Annotated in this window: 14 protein-coding genes and 1 tRNA gene; 10 read left to right on the top strand and 5 right to left on the bottom strand. The window is 52.7% G+C overall.

Features of this window, described 5'->3' with window-relative positions:
* Nucleotides 1-303: 303 nt before the first annotated feature.
* From ACWHXD_RS20310 to ACWHXD_RS20295, 4 genes are read left to right on the top strand one after another with little or no spacing between them, the layout of a single operon-like run.
* Nucleotides 304-3,135, top strand: a complete 2,832-nt coding sequence (locus tag ACWHXD_RS20310; RefSeq protein WP_138762915.1) for a xanthine dehydrogenase family protein molybdopterin-binding subunit — start codon at nucleotides 304-306, stop codon at nucleotides 3,133-3,135.
* Nucleotides 3,128-3,667: a (2Fe-2S)-binding protein gene (locus tag ACWHXD_RS20305; protein WP_044275296.1), complete on the top strand. Its 540-nt coding sequence runs from the start codon at nucleotides 3,128-3,130 to the stop codon at nucleotides 3,665-3,667. The genes ACWHXD_RS20310 and ACWHXD_RS20305 overlap by 8 nt, the downstream gene beginning before the upstream one ends.
* 2 nt (nucleotides 3,668-3,669) lie before the next feature.
* Entirely contained in the window at nucleotides 3,670-4,905 is a 1,236-nt protein-coding gene (locus ACWHXD_RS20300) for a c-type cytochrome (protein ID WP_138762914.1), read from the top strand.
* Nucleotide 4,906: 1 nt separating this feature from the next.
* Nucleotides 4,907-5,878, top strand: a complete 972-nt coding sequence (locus tag ACWHXD_RS20295; protein WP_138762913.1) for an XdhC family protein — start codon at nucleotides 4,907-4,909, stop codon at nucleotides 5,876-5,878.
* A gap of 120 nt (nucleotides 5,879-5,998) precedes the next feature.
* On the opposite strand, the gene ACWHXD_RS20290 is transcribed toward ACWHXD_RS20295, so the two are convergent.
* Nucleotides 5,999-7,282 (bottom strand): NAD(P)/FAD-dependent oxidoreductase, encoded by a 1,284-nt coding sequence (locus ACWHXD_RS20290; RefSeq protein WP_056785797.1) that lies wholly within the window; start codon nucleotides 7,280-7,282, stop codon nucleotides 5,999-6,001.
* A 184-nt stretch (nucleotides 7,283-7,466) separates the two neighbouring features.
* On the opposite strand from ACWHXD_RS20290, the gene ACWHXD_RS20285 reads away from it, so the two are divergent.
* The 3 genes from ACWHXD_RS20285 to ACWHXD_RS20275 all read left to right on the top strand — a co-directional run bounded on the left by ACWHXD_RS20285 (nucleotide 7,467) and on the right by ACWHXD_RS20275 (nucleotide 9,126).
* A tRNA-Val gene (locus ACWHXD_RS20285) sits at nucleotides 7,467-7,543 on the top strand.
* A gap of 311 nt (nucleotides 7,544-7,854) precedes the next feature.
* Nucleotides 7,855-8,202, top strand: a complete 348-nt coding sequence (locus ACWHXD_RS20280; RefSeq protein ID WP_499084620.1) for a hypothetical protein — start codon at nucleotides 7,855-7,857, stop codon at nucleotides 8,200-8,202.
* 57 nt (nucleotides 8,203-8,259) lie between these two features.
* On the top strand, nucleotides 8,260-9,126 hold the full coding sequence (locus ACWHXD_RS20275) for a hypothetical protein (protein ID WP_499084618.1): 867 nt from the start codon (nucleotides 8,260-8,262) through the stop codon (nucleotides 9,124-9,126).
* Nucleotides 9,127-9,370: 244 nt separating this feature from the next.
* Here ACWHXD_RS20275 and ACWHXD_RS20270 read toward each other — a convergent pair whose 3' ends face one another.
* Nucleotides 9,371-10,078, bottom strand: a complete 708-nt coding sequence (locus ACWHXD_RS20270) for a recombinase family protein (RefSeq protein ID WP_499084616.1) — start codon at nucleotides 10,076-10,078, stop codon at nucleotides 9,371-9,373.
* Between the two features lie 386 nt (nucleotides 10,079-10,464).
* On the opposite strand from ACWHXD_RS20270, the gene ACWHXD_RS20265 reads away from it, so the two are divergent.
* A complete protein-coding gene (locus ACWHXD_RS20265) occupies nucleotides 10,465-13,359 on the top strand; it encodes an SEFIR domain-containing protein (RefSeq protein WP_499084615.1) in 2,895 nt (964 codons plus the stop codon).
* Nucleotides 13,360-13,489: 130 nt separating this feature from the next.
* On the opposite strand, the gene ACWHXD_RS20260 is transcribed toward ACWHXD_RS20265, so the two are convergent.
* Nucleotides 13,490-13,705, bottom strand: coding sequence for a hypothetical protein (locus ACWHXD_RS20260; RefSeq protein WP_499084613.1), 216 nt, complete (start codon nucleotides 13,703-13,705; stop codon nucleotides 13,490-13,492).
* Between the two features lie 32 nt (nucleotides 13,706-13,737).
* Nucleotides 13,738-13,959 carry a helix-turn-helix domain-containing protein gene (locus ACWHXD_RS20255; RefSeq protein ID WP_232966929.1) on the bottom strand — a complete coding sequence of 74 codons (222 nt, stop codon included), beginning with the start codon at nucleotides 13,957-13,959 and terminating at the stop codon, nucleotides 13,738-13,740.
* Between the two features lie 112 nt (nucleotides 13,960-14,071).
* On the opposite strand from ACWHXD_RS20255, the gene ACWHXD_RS20250 reads away from it, so the two are divergent.
* Both ACWHXD_RS20250 and ACWHXD_RS20245 read left to right on the top strand, forming a co-directional pair.
* Nucleotides 14,072-14,380 (top strand): hypothetical protein, encoded by a 309-nt coding sequence (locus tag ACWHXD_RS20250; protein WP_499084612.1) that lies wholly within the window; start codon nucleotides 14,072-14,074, stop codon nucleotides 14,378-14,380.
* A gap of 52 nt (nucleotides 14,381-14,432) precedes the next feature.
* On the top strand, nucleotides 14,433-14,852 hold the full coding sequence (locus ACWHXD_RS20245) for a hypothetical protein (protein ID WP_499084611.1): 420 nt from the start codon (nucleotides 14,433-14,435) through the stop codon (nucleotides 14,850-14,852).
* A gap of 500 nt (nucleotides 14,853-15,352) precedes the next feature.
* Here the strand turns inward: ACWHXD_RS20245 and ACWHXD_RS20240 are convergent, their stop codons facing one another.
* Nucleotides 15,353-16,162: a hypothetical protein gene (locus ACWHXD_RS20240; protein WP_499084610.1), complete on the bottom strand. Its 810-nt coding sequence runs from the start codon at nucleotides 16,160-16,162 to the stop codon at nucleotides 15,353-15,355.
* Nucleotides 16,163-16,363: the final 201 nt, after the last annotated feature.

Raw genomic sequence — 16,363 nt, 5'->3', positions numbered from 1 at the left:
AAAGACCGGGGTTTTTTGTGTCTGGGGTTTGGAAAAAACCTCATCTTCTTCGCTGCCACCAGTGCTCATTATCGGCAAACGGCCGACAGATCTTTTCGATTCTGTCGGCCGTTTTGCGTTCTTGTGTCAAAAAATTTCAATGTGGTTATTTGCCGCAGGCGCAGAAACCTTTAAAGTTAACCCTTCGGTCAACTTTGCGCTGTCATCATGGCCTTTTGATTCGTCGAGAAAGGCTTCTGCAAGTCTCCAGATTCGGTGTACTTAACCATAAGGGCGGATTTATAACCGCTCAGAGGATGATCTATGTCCAACCGTGAAATAACCCGGCGCTCGTTCCTCCAGGGCGGGCTGGTAGCGGGTGTGAGTGTCACGCTCACGCCGCTCAGCACCCAGGCGCTGGCTGCCTTGATGGAAAACAGCGTGACCGTGCCGTCTGAAAAGTGGCTCGGCCATAACGGCAAGGCGCGCCAGCGTAACGATGCCTTGTCGAAAGTCTGCGGCAGCAAGGTGTTTGCCCGCGACATTCGATCCAAGGACATGCCGGGCTGGCCCCAGCAGCAAGGCCACGCCATGTTGCTCAAAACCATCAAGGCCGACCACATCTATGCAGGCTACGACCTGTCGTGGCTTGGCGCCGAGCTGCAGCCGGACCGTATCGTCACCGCTGCCGACCTGGACAAGGACGGTATCGTCTTTCCGGAAGAACATGCGCCGGACCCGTTGCTGCCCGAGGGCAAAGTGCCGATGTTCATCGGTCACCCGGTGGCGATCCTGATCTGGAACGACTTCGAGCGTTTCCGTCAGGCCAAGAACAAGCTCAAGTTCAATGACAAGGCGATTCGTTACGGTGCCAAAGTGCCGTATTACGAAGGTGACCCCTACGGCAGCTTCCGTTATGTGCGCGTGGGTGGCGCGACCTCGGCCGATGAAGACGAATTCGCCAGCCTCAAGGATTCGATCCTGTTCCCGATGCTGAAAAACCGTCGCCCGGTGTGGAATTCCCAGCCGAACCTGCACGGCAACCTGACTGAGCGCGGGTTGTTCTACGCCGAGCGCATGAAGAGCCAGATCAGCACGCCGCCGGACAACTGGCTGGTGTTTGACGAGCGCTACAAAACCCCATCGATCGAACCGGCCGCCATGGAGCCGGACAACGGCAACGGTTGGTACGATCCGGCGACCAAGACCCTGCACTTTGTGGTGGCCACCCAGTGCCCATTGGAAGTGGCGACCGAGACCGCCAAGATGATCTCGCCGTCGCGCTTCGGCCTGGCCCATCTGAACATGCACCCGGGTTACACCGTGGGTTACGGTTCCAAAGACCACAATATTTTCGTCTACTACGCCGCCCTCGCTGCGTTGTATGGCGCTGGTGTGCCGGTGCGTCTGGCCAATGACCGTTACGAGCAATTCCAGAGCGGCATCAAGCGCCACCCGTTCGATATCCGCTATCAGTTGGCGGTCGACAAAAACGACCACAGCTTCAAAATCTTCCTCGCCGACATGAGCGTCGACGGCGGTGGCCGTATCAACTACAGCCCATCGGTGGCTGCGGTCGGCGCCACGGCGGCGCAGTCGATCTACTACATGCCGCAGAATGACCTGCAAGTGACCGCGTACCACTCCCGTGGCGTTGAAGCCGGTTCGATGCGTGGCTACGGCACCCTGCAAAGCATGGCGGCGACCGAAATGATGGTCGACGAAATCGCCGGTCGCCTCGGTGTGGATGCCATTGAATTGCGGCGCAAGAACGCACTGCGTTCGGGCATGAAGAACACCCAGGGCGCGATCCCTGCCGGTGCGTTGCGCCTGCACGAAATTCTCGACAAGGCCGCTGTGCATGAGGTATGGAAAAACCGCGACGCGATCAAGCAACAACGCGAAGCCGCAGACCCGGATAACTGGTATGGCGTTGGTTTCGCCATCTGCCAGAAAGACTTCGGCACCGGTTCCGAAGCGCCGATGGCCAGTGTCGAATTCAGCGCTGACGGTCGTATCAGCCTGCGTCATATCGGGATCGAAATCGGCACCGGCATGTCCACTTCGCAATCGCTGGTGGTCGCCGATTTTCTCGGCAGCCCGGCCCACGAAGTGAAGACTGGCGAAACAGAGTGGCAGGAAATGCAGCTGGTCACCGGCGGCAACCCTTACACCATGAGCCAGGCCGAGCAGGACAACCTGCTGCGCAACCCGCGTTGGGTGGGCAAGCTCGCGTCGGCGTCTTCGGCGACCAACTCGGCGTACTACTTCAGCCATGCCACCCGTGAAGCGGCGCGTGTGCTGTTCAACCACGGCCTGTGGCCAGCAGCGCTGGAGATCTGGCGCCAGGGCCCGTTCGGCGGCCAGGCCAACCCCTACGTGGTGCGCCGCGAAGACGCGCATTGGGTGGACGGCAAGCTCACCGCCAACGGTATGCAGCCGTTGAGCTTTGAAGAACTGGCCAAGCGCGCGCACGAGCGCGGCCTGGTCACCGCTGCCACGGTCCACGGGTTCAACCGCTGGAGCTGGGCCGAAGCCGAATACAGCATCGACGGCGTGCGCGAGCGCCTGCCGCTCGACGGTCTGGCGGTGAAGTACGGCGACGGCGCACCGAAAGCCAAGCAGGCGCTGATGAGCACGGCCGGTTTCCACCTGCTCGATCGCCAGAACATCAGCTATCCCGCCACCCAGTTGAACAACGCTGCGGTGACGTACTACAGCCCCGTCGCCACGTTGGTGGAGTTGAAGGTCAACAAGGGTTCGGCGCAGGTCGAAGTGCTCAATCACCATTCGTGGATCGAGTGCGGGCGGGTGCTGGTTGAAGAGTTGGTCAAGGGCCAGCTCGAAGGTGGTGTGGCCATGGGCATCGGTCACGCCTTGATGGAAGAAATGCCGCTGTACGAGGGCGGGCCGGGGGAGGGTGACTGGAACTTCAACCGCTACCGCCTGCCAATGGCGCGTCACGTTGCCGTGTGGAAACAGACCTCGGAGATTCTGCCGGCGCTGTCGCCAAGCGACCCGTCCAAAGGTATCGCTGAAGTGGTGATGATCCCGATTGTCGGGGCCATTGGTAATGCGGTGGCGCACGCCATCGGTAAACGTGTTCGCGACCTGCCAATCACGGCTGCCCGCATCAAGGAGGCCCTCAATGGCTAACCGTCCGCTTCAACTGACCCTCAATGGTCAATCCGTCGGCCCGGTGGACATCCCTGATGACCTGCCGATGATCGACTACCTGCACGAATACAAAAACCTCACTGGCTCGCGGCTGGGCTGCGGCCAAGGCATTTGCCACGCCTGCGTGGTGATCGTCGACAACCCGGACGGCACCAGCGAAGAAGTGCGCACCTGCATCACCGGCGCGCATTACTTTGAAGGCAAAAAAGTGCGCACTATCGAAGGCCACGCCAAGCGCGATGAGTCGGGCCAGGTCACTGAGCTCAACCCGATCCAGCAGCGCTTCGTGGATGAGTTCGCCTTTCAGTGCAGTTACTGCGCGCCGGGCTTCGTCAATGCGGCCACCGTGTTGGTGGAGAAACTGCAACGCCAGCCGACCGTGCACAGCAAGCTGGAACAAGTCATCGAGGACAGCCTCGGTCATCATGTCTGCCGTTGTACCGGGTACGTGCGTTATTACAACGCCACCCGCAACGTGCTGACCGATCTCGGCCTGGTCAAGGAGGGTTAAGCATGAAGCTTTTTCTGACCCGCCTGGCCTTGGCGGTCGGCCTGGCTGCGCCGGTATTGTTTGCCCACGCTGATGATCAAGCCAAGCGCGGCGAATACCTCGCCCGCGCCGCTGACTGCATGGCCTGCCACACGGCACCGGGCGGCGCGCCGTTTGCGGGCGGCCTGCCGATTGTCTCGCCGTTCGGCACCATCTACGGCACCAACATCACGCCAAGCAAAGAGCACGGCATCGGCTTGTACAACGATGACGAATTCTTCGCCGCGTTGACTGAAGGCAAGCGTCGCGACGGCGCGTACTTGTATCCGGCGATGCCCTACACCTCGTACCACCTGATGCCGCGTGAAGACTCGGACGCGATTCATGCGTACCTCAAGACCATCGAGCCGATCGAGCGCGCAGCGCCGGTGACGAGCCTGAGCTTTCCGTTCAACGTGCGCCTGGGCCTGATGGGCTGGAACGTGCTGTACGGCAAAGCGCTGAAATTGGAACCGGCCCAAGGCAAGAGCGAAGCCTGGAAGCGCGGCCAATACATGGTCGAAGTGCTCGGCCACTGCGGCGAATGCCACACGCCACGCGGCCTGCCCGGTGCGATGGAGCTGGACAAGCGCCTGACCGGCGGCATCCTCAATGGCTATCTGGCGCCCAGCCTGCTCGCCACGGACCTGGCCGCACGCGGCTGGAATGAGCAGGACCTGAGCACCTTCCTCAAGCACGGCATGAGCGCTCAAGGCACGATGTTCAACGAGATGTTCCCGGTGTTCCACAACAGCACCCAGGGCCTGAGCGATACGGATCTGGCTGCGATGGCGACCTTCCTGCTCGGCGATAAATCGCCGGCAGCCAAGGCGTTGGTCGAAGTGCCGGTGGACAAGCTTGGCCCGAGCGCCCAGCGCGGTCGTCAGGAATACTTGAACGTCTGTGCCGGTTGTCATGCGGCAGGTGGCGAAGGCAAGCCGCACATCGCGGTGGCGATGCGCGGCAACACCACGCTGCGTCTGGAAGACCCGCGCAACCTGGTGCGGGTGATCGAGGACGGGATCGGCGAGCAGAAGTTCTCCGGGTTCGAGCACATGCAACCGATGCCGGGCTTCGCTGGAAAACTCAGCTCGGAGCAACTCACCGACCTGGTCAATTACCTGCGCCAAGGCTGGGGCGGGCAATCGGCGGAGCTGGCGGTGAGCGACGTGCAGAAGCTGCAGGCTGAGGCGCCGTCCATCGAGCACAAGGCGCACTGACATGCAGCATCTGGATCTGCAAGTGGTGCGACGGGCGCTGGAGTGGTCGGTGGCCGGGCAGCGCATCTGGCTCTGTACGGTGCTGGCCACCTACGGCTCGGCGCCGCGTGCGCCGGGTTCGCTGCTGGCGGTGAACGTCGCTGGGCAGTGGATTGGCTCGTTGTCGGGTGGTTGCGTCGAGGAAGACTTTCTCGAGCGCGTCGCCGACGGTGCGTTTCTCGATGCGGTCAACGTGGTGCGCTATGGCGCAGGGGACGATCCGCGCTCGCGGGTCAGCCTGCCCTGTGGCGGCATTCTCGATGTCCTGGTTGAGAAGCTCGAGCCAGACTGCGAGGTGCAGGCGCACCTGCGTGAAGTGGAGTCGGCGCTGCTCGGGCAGCGCCGCTTGATTCGCGAGGTGGGCCTGGCCAGCGAGGCGCGCAGCCTGTTTGTTGACCGCAAGCAGGGCGCGCGCATCGAGCGTGACAGTGAGCGGGTGCGCATCCGTGTTGGTGCGGCTCAGCGTCTGTTGCTGGCCGGGTACTCCAGTGTGGCACAGGCATGTGCCGAGTTTGCGGTGGGCCTCGGTTTTGAGGTGATCCTCTGCGATCCGCGCGATGAAGTGCTGGAAGGTGTGGTGCTCAATGGCGTGGAGATTCGTCGCCAGTTGCCGTCGGTGTTTATTGCCGACGGCGGCTGTCACCGTGATACGGCGGTGGTGGCGCTGACCCATGACCCGCGTATCGACGATCTGGCGATGATGGAAGCGGTGCGTACCGACGCGTTCTACATTGGCGTGATGGGGTCGTTGCAGACCTCGCAGAAACGCTTTGAGCGACTGCGCCGTATCGGTGGGTTAGGGGAGGCTGAATTGGCGCGGATACACGCGCCCATCGGGCTTAACCTGGGCAGCAGGACGCCATCGGAAATTGCGCTGGCAGTATTGGCCGATATCGTACGGATTCGTAGCGGGATTGCCCGCGACCAGCTCTGAAGCGCAGCCCTGTAGGTGTAGGAGCGAGCTTGCTCGCGAAAAACTTCAACGATAACGCGTTTATTCTGAATGAATGCGGCGGCTGTGAGTTTTTCGCGAGCAAGCTCGCTCCTACAGTGGTTACATCCCGAATTTATCCCGCAACCCGTAGTACCAAGCCCCCAACGCCGCAAACGGCGTGCGCAACATCTGCCCACCTGGGAACGGGTAATGCGGTAAGCCCGCAAACGCATCAAAACGCTCAGCCTGACCCCGCAAGGCCTCCGCCAGCACTTTGCCCGCCAGGTGCGTGTAGGTCACGCCATGGCCGCTACAGCCTTGTGAGTAATAGATGTTGTCGCCCAGGCGACCGACCTGGGGTAAGCGCGACAGGGTCAGCAGGAAATTGCCGGTCCAGGCGTAGTCGATCTTCACGTCCTTGAGTTGTGGAAATGCCTTGAGCATTTTTGGCCGGATGATCGCTTCGATATTCGCCGGGTCCCGCGCGCCATACACCACGCCGCCGCCGAAGATCAGGCGCTTGTCGCTGGTGAGGCGGTAGTAGTCGAGCAGGTAGTTGCAGTCTTCGACACAGTAATCCTGAGGCAACAGCGTCTTGGCCACTTCATCGCCCAGTGGCGCTGTGGTGATCACTTGGGTGCCGCACGGCATCGACTTGGCCGCCAGTTCCGGCACCAGGTTGCCCAGGTAAGCGTTGCCCGCGACGATAATGAACTTGGCCCTGACCCTGCCTTCAGCAGTGTGCACCACCGGATTGGCACCGCGCTCAATGCGCACTGCTGCCGATTGCTCATAAATCGTACCGCCCAGGGATTCCACGGCCGCGGCTTCACCGAGCGCCAGGTTGAGCGGGTGGATATGGCCGCCGCTCATGTCCAGCAGGCCGCCCACATAGTTGTCACAGGCCACCACTTCGCGGATGCGGCGCTCGTCCAGCAACTCCAGTTGCGTATGGCCGTAGCGTTCCCACAGGCGCTTCTGCGACTCCAGGTGGCCCATGTGCTTGCTGTTGAGGGCGGCGAACACGCCGCCGTCTTTCAAGTCGCACTGGATCTGATACTTGGCCACGCGCTCACGGATGATCCTGCCGCCTTCAAACGCCATCTGCCCCAACAACTGCGCCTGCTGAGGCCCGACACTGCGCTCGATCACATCGATATCGCGGCTGTAACTGTTGACGATCTGCCCGCCGTTGCGGCCCGAAGCACCAAAACCCACCTTGGCGGCTTCCAGCACCGTGACGCGAAAGCCGTTCTCCAGCAAAAACAGCGCACTGGAAAGCCCGGTATAGCCAGCCCCGATCACACACACATCGGTCTCGACTTCACCTTGCAACACAGGACGGGGCGCAACTGCATTCGCAGAAGCTGCGTAATACGACTGGGGGTAGGGGGTGTTCGCCATCCTGGAACCTCTGTTTTATATTTTTTACGAGTGCGCCGATCCTACCTGAGTTGAAAATTGCCTGCCAGCCACCCGTAAATCACGGGTGGACCCGTCGAAAATAAAAAATTCGCATATTCATAGGGTTAGCTGCAAAAAAGATGTTGACACCCCTTCGGAATTCCGTAGAATGCCGCCTCACAGCAGGCACGTAGCTCAGTTGGTTAGAGCACCACCTTGACATGGTGGGGGTCGTTGGTTCGAGTCCAATCGCGCCTACCAAACAAAATCCGCTCTGCTGGGCGGTCTAGAAGGGCTCACCGAAAGGTGGGCCCTTTTTTGTGCTTCGGATTTCATGCAGAACGTTCACAAAATATCGGGTTCGTTCACACTGGGCAATGTGAACGGCGAAAATGTCCTTTCAGCGGGGCGGCTCTGCCTCTGTATGACCAATCCTTCCAATCATCAGTTTTGCATTGCGTGGGCGCCAATACTCCGGTTTGTGCTGTGTGCGTGCGTCGTTCTGTATGTGTTGATGACGGCGAGCCGATCGAGGCGGTAAGCTCAAGCGATCTACGAATAGGACTCCCTCAATGAAGGCATGGATGGCGATAGCTGGGTTGGTGGGTTTGATCGTGTGCGAGAGTGCAATGGCTGAGGCAATGACGTACGGCCTTGGCACAACGACATGCGGTTTATTTGTTACGGCTGCTGAGGAAGCGCGGGCAGGCCAGCAATACGGAATTCAAGCTTACATGACGTGGTTTTCAGGTTACGCCACCATGGCAAGCGGTCAATCCAATATCGACTATTTCAAAGGCACTGACACAAAAAGCGTCCAGTTGTGGCTGGAGAATTACTGCCGAGCAAATCCGTTGAATACATTCAATGCTGCCGCTGTGAGTGCTATGGTCGAACTCCATAGGAAACAAAAGCAATGAGCGTCGAGGCGGCGATAACGATTGCACTGATTACATCTTGGGGTAGAGGTAATTGTAATGGCTGATGAGTACCTTGCGAACGCATTTGAAGTACTTGCAACCAAGATCAATAAACTTAACCAGTTCAAGAATGTAGCGAGCGAGGTATTCAGTGCCCAGCATGAGGAAGTTGTCAGGGTTCACGAGGCTCTGCCTGAATGGAGCTTGAAGCGCACAGAAGGCAGTTCGTATTTTCTTCATTATCAATCTCCCTCGACGGGCAGTGATCTTCTGGTTCCCCCGAAGTCATATCAGATCAAAGACGAGATTGAGCTTAACTCGTTGCAAAAGCTCAAAACGTACCAATGGCTTTTGGTTGATGCATATGAGGTCTTTGAGGATTTCGTCGAGGGGGCTTATGCCTATTGCGGCCTGAAAGGCCTGAGTATTTGGGTGCAGCCCGATGGTTGGGTGCGTGACGATAAAAAGGATATAGACGCTTACATCAAGGCGCCGTTTAAAGGGAAAGTGAGGACTCCTCATAGGCAGTTGAAGGCATTCCGGCAAGGTTCTCAACACTTTGCACAGTACGAAACAGAGAACCTGAACGGCAGAAACTATCGGGTGGTTCTTGTAATTATCGAAAAACTTCGTCATGCAATTGTTCACTTTGGTGGGTACTGCGAAGACCTCCAAAGTTTGCAGAACAAAGTGCAGGCGGACCTTGCTGATATGGATATCAAAGCTGTCAGAAAATATATTGATTCCCACTTCATGCCACATGAAGGTAATAATCTTGTCGATCTTTTTGAGTTCCCGGCATACGATATAAATGGCAATCCTAATGGTGGATATCATGATCCAATGTTAGGTTACTTTCGTACACTCGTAGAATATGCACAGCTTATTAAAGAGAGTATTCAAGTGCATCCTAAATTTGATTAGTCGTGATTTCTCGCTCATGCGTTAATGCCTTTTCGGCATGATTTTCCAAATCCCGCGAAAATCGGGATGGCACTTCTGATTAAGTTTCCCCAAATCCCGCCAAAAATAATGGATCCGAGTTTGGGAGGTTCCCCCCTTCTGAAAATGGCCGGCATGTCCCAGGTGCTAAGCACGTCACGAGTAGGCCAAATGGCAAGCTGCGGGAAATAGAAATAAGTTGGGCGGCTCTGAAGCTCTCACGGCCTCAGAATGAGACGTTGAAGGCGAGCATAAGGCGACGTACTGCTGTTGGGGTGAACGTGGCGCCACGGGCCGTACGCAAGCCTTTGGTATTGAGGCAATCAGCTACGGCCTGAAGCGTATTCAACTTGTTGTACAGGCAAGCCAGTAGGTGGGGCTGTACCGCCGCTTGATGCGCGTTCATGTTCTTCATGCGTTGATCATTGGCGACTGTAATATCAGCGACAGCACGGCCTTTGGCGAGCGCCTGAGAGCGGTTGTTGATCTTCTGTACTGCAACGGCATCACCATCGTCAGCACGCTTCTGAAGGGACGCCAGAGCCTCACGGGTACGGCTAGCGATGAACTCACGTTCTTGCTGTGCCAATGCGGCGAATAGGTGGAGTTCAAAGGTCTTGGCTTGCGGCATGGTGGCGACTTTGAATTCTGTCTGCTCCATCAGTCTTGCGATATGGTGGACCGAGCGTGAGAGTCGATCCAGCTTGGCTACCACCAACTGTGCGTTCTGTTCCTTGCACAGAGCCAGAGCCTTAGCACCTTCAGGGCGATCCTCGATTGCCAGCTTGCCCGATACCACGTCGATGAACTCGCCAACAATGTGCCATCCATTCTGTTCAGCAGCACGAGTGATGTAGTCGCGTTGTGCATCCAGGCCCAGACCACTATCACCTTGGCCTTTTGTAGAGACTCGAATGTAGGCGACGACTTTCATTTTCTGATCCTTGGCTCGCTGGCTGAGGTTCCATTGTCAGACTGAGGTCCATATTTGTCAATTCGAAGAACGACCATTCCAGCAAATGATAATTTTCGGCTGCACACCGATTCGGACAAAACTTGAATGTGCGAGTCAACAGAGTTGGTTTTTTCTGGTTGTATGCCTTCGATATTCTCCCTTAGGAGGGATAAGGGAGTTAAGAGCTGTTGTGGAGTAGTGCTCTGTATCGGTAAGGCATGTGGTGTCAGGCTTGCCGGCGGTTCGAGAGGGAGGCGGGATTACGATGGTAGATCATGTCACTATGGCATCAAGCTCCCTGTGTGTGTAACGATAGCTGTTGGACGCCTTGCCTTTGGCGAAATCTTGCACCCATTCAGGGACTGATGAAAAATATGAAGCCCATAAATGTATTTATTTCTTACAGTTGGGATGGCGAAGATCATCGCGCTTGGGTGCAGAAATTAGCAAATGATCTAGACCAATTTCAGGAGTTGCATGTCACTTTTGATATGTTCGATCTCGACAACTTTTCTGATAAAAACTTATTTATGGAGAAGGCTGTTCAAGAGGCGGACGTAATCATTGTTGTGACAACTGAGATTTATCGGCAGAAAGCAGATAATCGTACAGGTGGTGTGGGTATAGAAACCTATCTTACGGCTATTAGACATTGGGAAGAGTCTGAAGGTGGCGGAGCAAGCAAGATTTTGGTTGCTTCTCGAGAAAAATACAGTACGCCATTTTATCTCAAGGGTAAAATTAGGATCGACTTTCATGAAGATGACTTATATCAAAAAAGCGTTAGCTTTCTTCTAAAATCTTTAACGATGACCTCGAAGACTGCAAGGCCAGAAAAGAATAAATCAATCGAGCAAGGTGCTCAAAATTATACTTTTACTCGTGCTGAAGATATCTTAAAGCTTAATTACTCTAAGCGAACGGCCATTATTGATTCAGCAGCAGGGACGGATTATTCGGTTGGTAATAGAGTAAAGTTTGAATTGTGGGAAGCTAAAAATCCCTTCAGTTCCTATTTTTTAATACTATACCCCAATATCACAATTGGTCAGACCATTGGGCGATTCTGCGAGATTGTAAAGCAGAAGAATATAAAAATTAACGAGCTAGTGCTGCTGCGACCCTCGAGAGGGGACGAGTCACTTGTCCAACGCACAATTCAGAAAAACAACTTAGACATCAAGGTTGCGGAGTTGACGTACTCTGAATTTGTTTGGGAGTACTGTATAGATGAAAGTCTGAGAACCTCTTCTCTAGTTAGAGCAAATAAATTTTACACTGATCAGACTATCTTGCATATGAAAGATGCATCTGGCGAGGTAGCGAAAAGTGATTCTGCAATAACATATTTAGTCGACAAACTTTCCTCGGAGAGCATTTCTTCCGGGCAGTTGGTTATCGCAACTGGCGGAATGGGAAAAAGCACTTTGTGCCACGAGGTGGCAATTGCTCTTAATAAAAAGTTGGATGGGGGAAGCTCAGTAATTCTCATTAAGGCTGAGTCGCTTCGAAATAATCTCTCTGTCGAGTTGCTATCTAATATTGAGATTAAAAGCGTCTACGATCTTTACGAGCTTTATACACAGATCGGAAAGATGGAGGCCGTGTATGACCGCAATCAGTTTGAGTTATGTTTGCTCTGCGGGCGGATTATTATTGTTATCGATGGGCTGGATGAGTTTGTATCTATTCTGCAAGAGAGATTCGATTTGTCAGCGTTTTTGACTTCGATTCATGAGTCACACCAGCAAATGGGTAGAAGCCAAGTTCTGCTTACGTCACGAAATATGGCGTTTATTGAAAGTATCGCTTTGGATGAGGTTGGTATTCATTGTCATGAGTTGCTGGGATTTGATGAGAGCGCAAGGGAAAAATATATTAGAAAGCGATTTGGTCGATATCATAAGGCTGAAGAAATTGCTGAAATGTTTAGTAAGTATATTCAGCAGATGGAAAAGTTTGGGGACAGACACAAACGTATCGTTCCGTTTTTCATTGATATTATTTCCACGATTTTTGAAGAACAACTGGAAAATAGTGAGAGAGTATCTTTTGAGATAGCATCGGAAGATAAGGATTATGCTTGTAATTCTACGCTAACTGACTTAATGATATTTTCAGTATTAAGGAGGGAGAAAACCCGCCATGATATTGAGTTAGAAACCAAAGAGTTCATCGACCTTTTCTCAGAGCTTGCTGTTGAGTATGGTGAATCCATGCCAGTTGAGAAGCTTCGTGAAAAGCTTATGATTTATTTTGATGATAGCGCCGATACGTTGTTTTCAAAAGTTGTCGTGAATCCTTTACTTGTACAGGATGGTGATATTCTCAGGTTTCGATATCATTTCCTAAATGACTATTTTAAATCATTGTACGTAATTGCGGGGATACTGAGGGCGTCTTTCAGTAAGGATATGATCCAGTGTTTAGCCAGTTCAAAATCGGCAGATCATCAATCTATTTCTGAAGTGGTTAACTATTTTTGTCGCAGAATGGATAAGTTTCACAGCTCAGCAAAAGAGATGATTAGGCTAGCACGAAGCGTTTTGGTCCGGAAGGAAGTAGAGCCAAAAGAGATAGAGTCAATCAAGAAAGCCATCGGTTCGCTGTTAAGTTTGTACGCTAAAAGTGGGCAGTTTTCTAGAAAAGACTTGTCTAGGAAAATTAGAGATATATATCAGCTTGCTCCAGATCTAGAGACGACTGGGAAATTAGAGAGCCTATTTATATATGGTGACTTTCCCTCGCTGGATTTTTCAAATATGCAAGTTTGGAACAGTGGCTTCTTCAGTTATGAGAATTTTGTGACCTCGAAATTTACAAGTTCAAAATTTTATTACAGTGAATTTTCGAGTACCGGTGGTACGTATACGTCTGAAAGCTTTGATCCACAAATGTTTGATAGTACATGTAAGCTTGGTGACCTAAATGAAACTGTGGCTTATGTGACTGGGTCAGCGAAGAGTAATAAGGCGCTTTGTGAGTCGGAGCTTAAAAGGTTTTTGAGGAGCTTCTACAAGGGGTCGTCATTTGTTGATCAAAAAATGATCTACATGACGTTTTCTGATCGCGTAGAAAAGCTAGGGAAACGAAATTTTAATTTGTTGCTTAAGTATGGTTTGATTGAAGTGCTGGTTGAAAAGAATGTTGATAAGTTCTATGTCATAACTTCAGAGTATCAGGATAGTGTATTCAGATTTCTGACTGATAATTTTGCTGATGGAAAAATTCGATCACTGATTGACTATATAAAAACTTGATTATTTTTGAGTTATAGGATTTTATTTTTAGATACGTTATTTTGAGGAGGAGCTGCACAGGTAACTCATCTTCTGTGCAGCTCCTTACGAAGTAGTTAACTTAAGTCGACTTGTACCGTCTCAGCGGTACTTATTGACGGAGTTTGAGTATTCCAGCGGTGATGGCGGATGCGTTCGCATCGAGAGCCTCCATAGCTGCGATGGTGCGCTCATGGGCTTCGCTTGAGCCACTGGCTTTCGCCCACAGGGCTACTTCTTCGATTGCAGCGGCTAACGCATACTGGTTATGCAGTAATAGGGTTAGAACGTCCGCTGTGGCTATATGGGCTTCTGTATTTTCTGACACGGCTCATTCCTTGATTTGGTTTTTGGCGATCCCTAGAGCCCTTGTAGCAGCTCTGACAAGGTCATTCCCAATCCATCGGCAAGCACCTTTGCCGCATCTAGGCTGGGGTTGGCTGTGCCCGTCTCAATTCGCGACATATACGTTCGAACGAACCCGCACCGATCAGCGAAAGCCTCCTGACTGAAGCCCTGACTGTTGCGTAGCTCTCGGATTCTTTGGCCGAAGCCCTTTCGTAGATTCTGATTTGGTTGCATCGCCGAATGATGGTCGGTTGTATCTTGATCGTGAACACACTGGGTGATGACACACCAACTGATACATTGGTATCCTCAGCGTTTGCTAGCAAGCAACCCAGAAGGATGCCCCGTGAACGAAGAACTATTTGTACTCACCACCCAGAAAAAGAAAACTAATCACATCCTGCATGTGATCATGACTGTGCTGACTGGAGGGATTTGGTTGATCGTGTGGGGCATCATCATGCGAAGCAATGACGCCCACAACAAGAAACTCGACAAGCAGATCAATCGGATCATGCACTATAAGACTCAAGGGTTGAGTGATGCCGAAACTTACCAACAGATTAAGAGCGACGAACTGAACGCTGATGTATTTCAAGGTCGGGTGATTTTTGTCGTTCTGGTGGTCGTATTCCTTTATTTCTACCTGCGATAGTCGTTGCACACCGAAAGCAGTACCTCCTCAACCGAAACAAGGAATACGTAATATGAAGTCAGTAAAAGCATTGGTTTTTTCTACACTGATTATCTTTGGAGTTGCTGGGGGTTCAGTTGCTCAAGCTCAGACCACTGCTGGCTATTATCGGACGTGTGCAAGTTACAATCCAGACTACCAAGAGGTGTATGATAACTCTCAAGCTCTTCCATTTGCCGAACGCCGAAGTGATGATTTAACAAAGTATCTTCGAGACAGCGGGTGTCGCAAGCAAGTCATTAGAGCCGTAGATGTCATTAGAGACAAGAGCAAGAACTGCACAATTCCTCGTCACCCTGATTATGACACCTATCAACGTACTCTGATTGACTATTTAAAAGGGGATGGTTTCCAGAGCAATGATGCACTAATGAATACTTCGATTGAAATGGTTGCACCGGAAGTCATGAAGTATGTACTGAAGTGTTCGTAACTCCTCACTGGACTGCTCGCACCGAAAACGGCTGCGATCATGAGCTAGTACGGAGAATGGCAACGCCATAGATTTAGCACGGTACAGCGGCAAGCTGTAGTACTGAATCGCCCTTCAGGATTCCCTATCGAATTTTTAAAACAGGAATTAATGAACGTTAGTGAATCCTGTATTTGGAGTAGTAATTTTCAGACTTCGTCTGACTTGTGCTAATCGTGAACATGCGTTCACAAATATGATCAGCATCTAAGGCTAGCCTTTTGTAGTAACAACTTTATTTGGGCCATTCATTTCATTCATTAAATGGCCCTTACTATCTTGTTAGAATCAATTTTAAACTGTGCGTGACATCCGGCTTTCAGCCATGTTGAAGTTCGAATCGAGAAGTTCCTTCTTCGGTGCTCAGGCTGAAAGCTCACGCTTTCGCCCTGCATACTGTCTCGCCTGTCCGGCTCTAAAGTATGGTGGTCGCGGGCTGGACAAACGAAACTAATTCTCAATTATGCAAGCCTGCCTTCAACTTCTTTCATCCAGCCTTGAGATGCGACGAAATCGAGGAACGGGTCAGTACGTGACGGCTCCGGGTAATACTTCAGAGCGTCTGCATCAGGTCTGTAATGACCATCAGACTCCTTTGCTCGTACTTGGGGGATAAGTGAGTCAGGTGTCCCTTCAAGAGCGTCAGTGAGAGCTACAGAGCGTTCCAGCAGCTTGTCCAGTGGTTCTTTACTATAACCCTGAATAGCCAACTTCAGCAGGTGGTGCCTTGCCGCATACAGTTGCTTGCGTTGGGCATGGCCGGCTTCCTCGCTGTCTTCTCTCCAGCGTGTGGCGTGGCGTTCCATGTACTCGTTGACGTAGTCTTCAATTCGGCTCATTAAGTCGCCAGCGGCAGCTTCTAGAAACTCCCTACCCGCAGTCGGTGCTTCTTCATCTACCCAATCCATTACGAACAGGGCATTGCAACCTTCTTTGGCTGCTCGGAGTCTCACATTCTCTCGGACGCGCTTGATGACGTTGTTGTCGTAGTCGCTGACGTACCGGCCTGTAGTGGTGTCCCAGGTACTGCCATACTCGCGGTGCAAGATGTCACGTAGTTCGTAGTCACGAATACCACACGGCCTTACAGCCAAAGTGAACACGCATTCCGCTGCCTTAGCAAATGGTGTAACGATCTGCTTAACCTTGGCGACTCCCTTGGTTAACGCCTTGACTTGTCGTTCTGGCAGTCCGGTAGCTTTCATGATGTTGGCATAGGACATGCCTGCTTGGCGTAGCTCGACAGCTTTTTGTTCGATTGCGTTGCTCATTGTTCATTCTCCTTGTTCAAGTTGTTTTCATTGGCGTTACCTCGGGTATTGCCGGTTAGTGTTGGTAAATGACGCCCACAAAAAAGCCTCTTCTAAAACGCTGTCGTAACAGTGTTCGTGAGAGGCTATTCGAGGTGTCGGTCTGTCCGTCGAGACAGGCGAACATCATACACTTTCTAGGTAAAAAGTCAATCCACTCTA

It is taken from the genome of Pseudomonas fjordensis (genome assembly GCF_976987115.1).
Note: the sequence above shows the minus strand (reverse complement) of the source record. Positions and strands in the feature narration are given on the sequence as shown.

Bases quoted from the DNA above. Each gene is read 5' to 3' on its own strand.
- ACWHXD_RS20265 (WP_499084615.1), top strand. From the start codon at position 10,465: ATGAAAAATATGAAGCCCATAAATGTATTTATTTCTTACAGTTGGGAT.
- ACWHXD_RS20290 (WP_056785797.1), bottom strand. From the start codon at position 7,282: ATGGCGAACACCCCCTACCCCCAGTCGTATTACGCAGCTTCTGCGAAT.
- ACWHXD_RS20305 (WP_044275296.1), top strand. From the start codon at position 3,128: ATGGCTAACCGTCCGCTTCAACTGACCCTCAATGGTCAATCCGTCGGC.
- ACWHXD_RS20240 (WP_499084610.1), bottom strand. From the start codon at position 16,162: ATGAGCAACGCAATCGAACAAAAAGCTGTCGAGCTACGCCAAGCAGGC.
- ACWHXD_RS20310 (WP_138762915.1), top strand. From the start codon at position 304: ATGTCCAACCGTGAAATAACCCGGCGCTCGTTCCTCCAGGGCGGGCTG.
- ACWHXD_RS20275 (WP_499084618.1), top strand. From the start codon at position 8,260: ATGGCTGATGAGTACCTTGCGAACGCATTTGAAGTACTTGCAACCAAG.
- ACWHXD_RS20245 (WP_499084611.1), top strand. From the start codon at position 14,433: ATGAAGTCAGTAAAAGCATTGGTTTTTTCTACACTGATTATCTTTGGA.
- ACWHXD_RS20300 (WP_138762914.1), top strand. From the start codon at position 3,670: ATGAAGCTTTTTCTGACCCGCCTGGCCTTGGCGGTCGGCCTGGCTGCG.
- ACWHXD_RS20280 (WP_499084620.1), top strand. From the start codon at position 7,855: ATGAAGGCATGGATGGCGATAGCTGGGTTGGTGGGTTTGATCGTGTGC.
- ACWHXD_RS20270 (WP_499084616.1), bottom strand. From the start codon at position 10,078: ATGAAAGTCGTCGCCTACATTCGAGTCTCTACAAAAGGCCAAGGTGAT.
- ACWHXD_RS20255 (WP_232966929.1), bottom strand. From the start codon at position 13,959: ATGCAACCAAATCAGAATCTACGAAAGGGCTTCGGCCAAAGAATCCGA.
- ACWHXD_RS20295 (WP_138762913.1), top strand. From the start codon at position 4,907: ATGCAGCATCTGGATCTGCAAGTGGTGCGACGGGCGCTGGAGTGGTCG.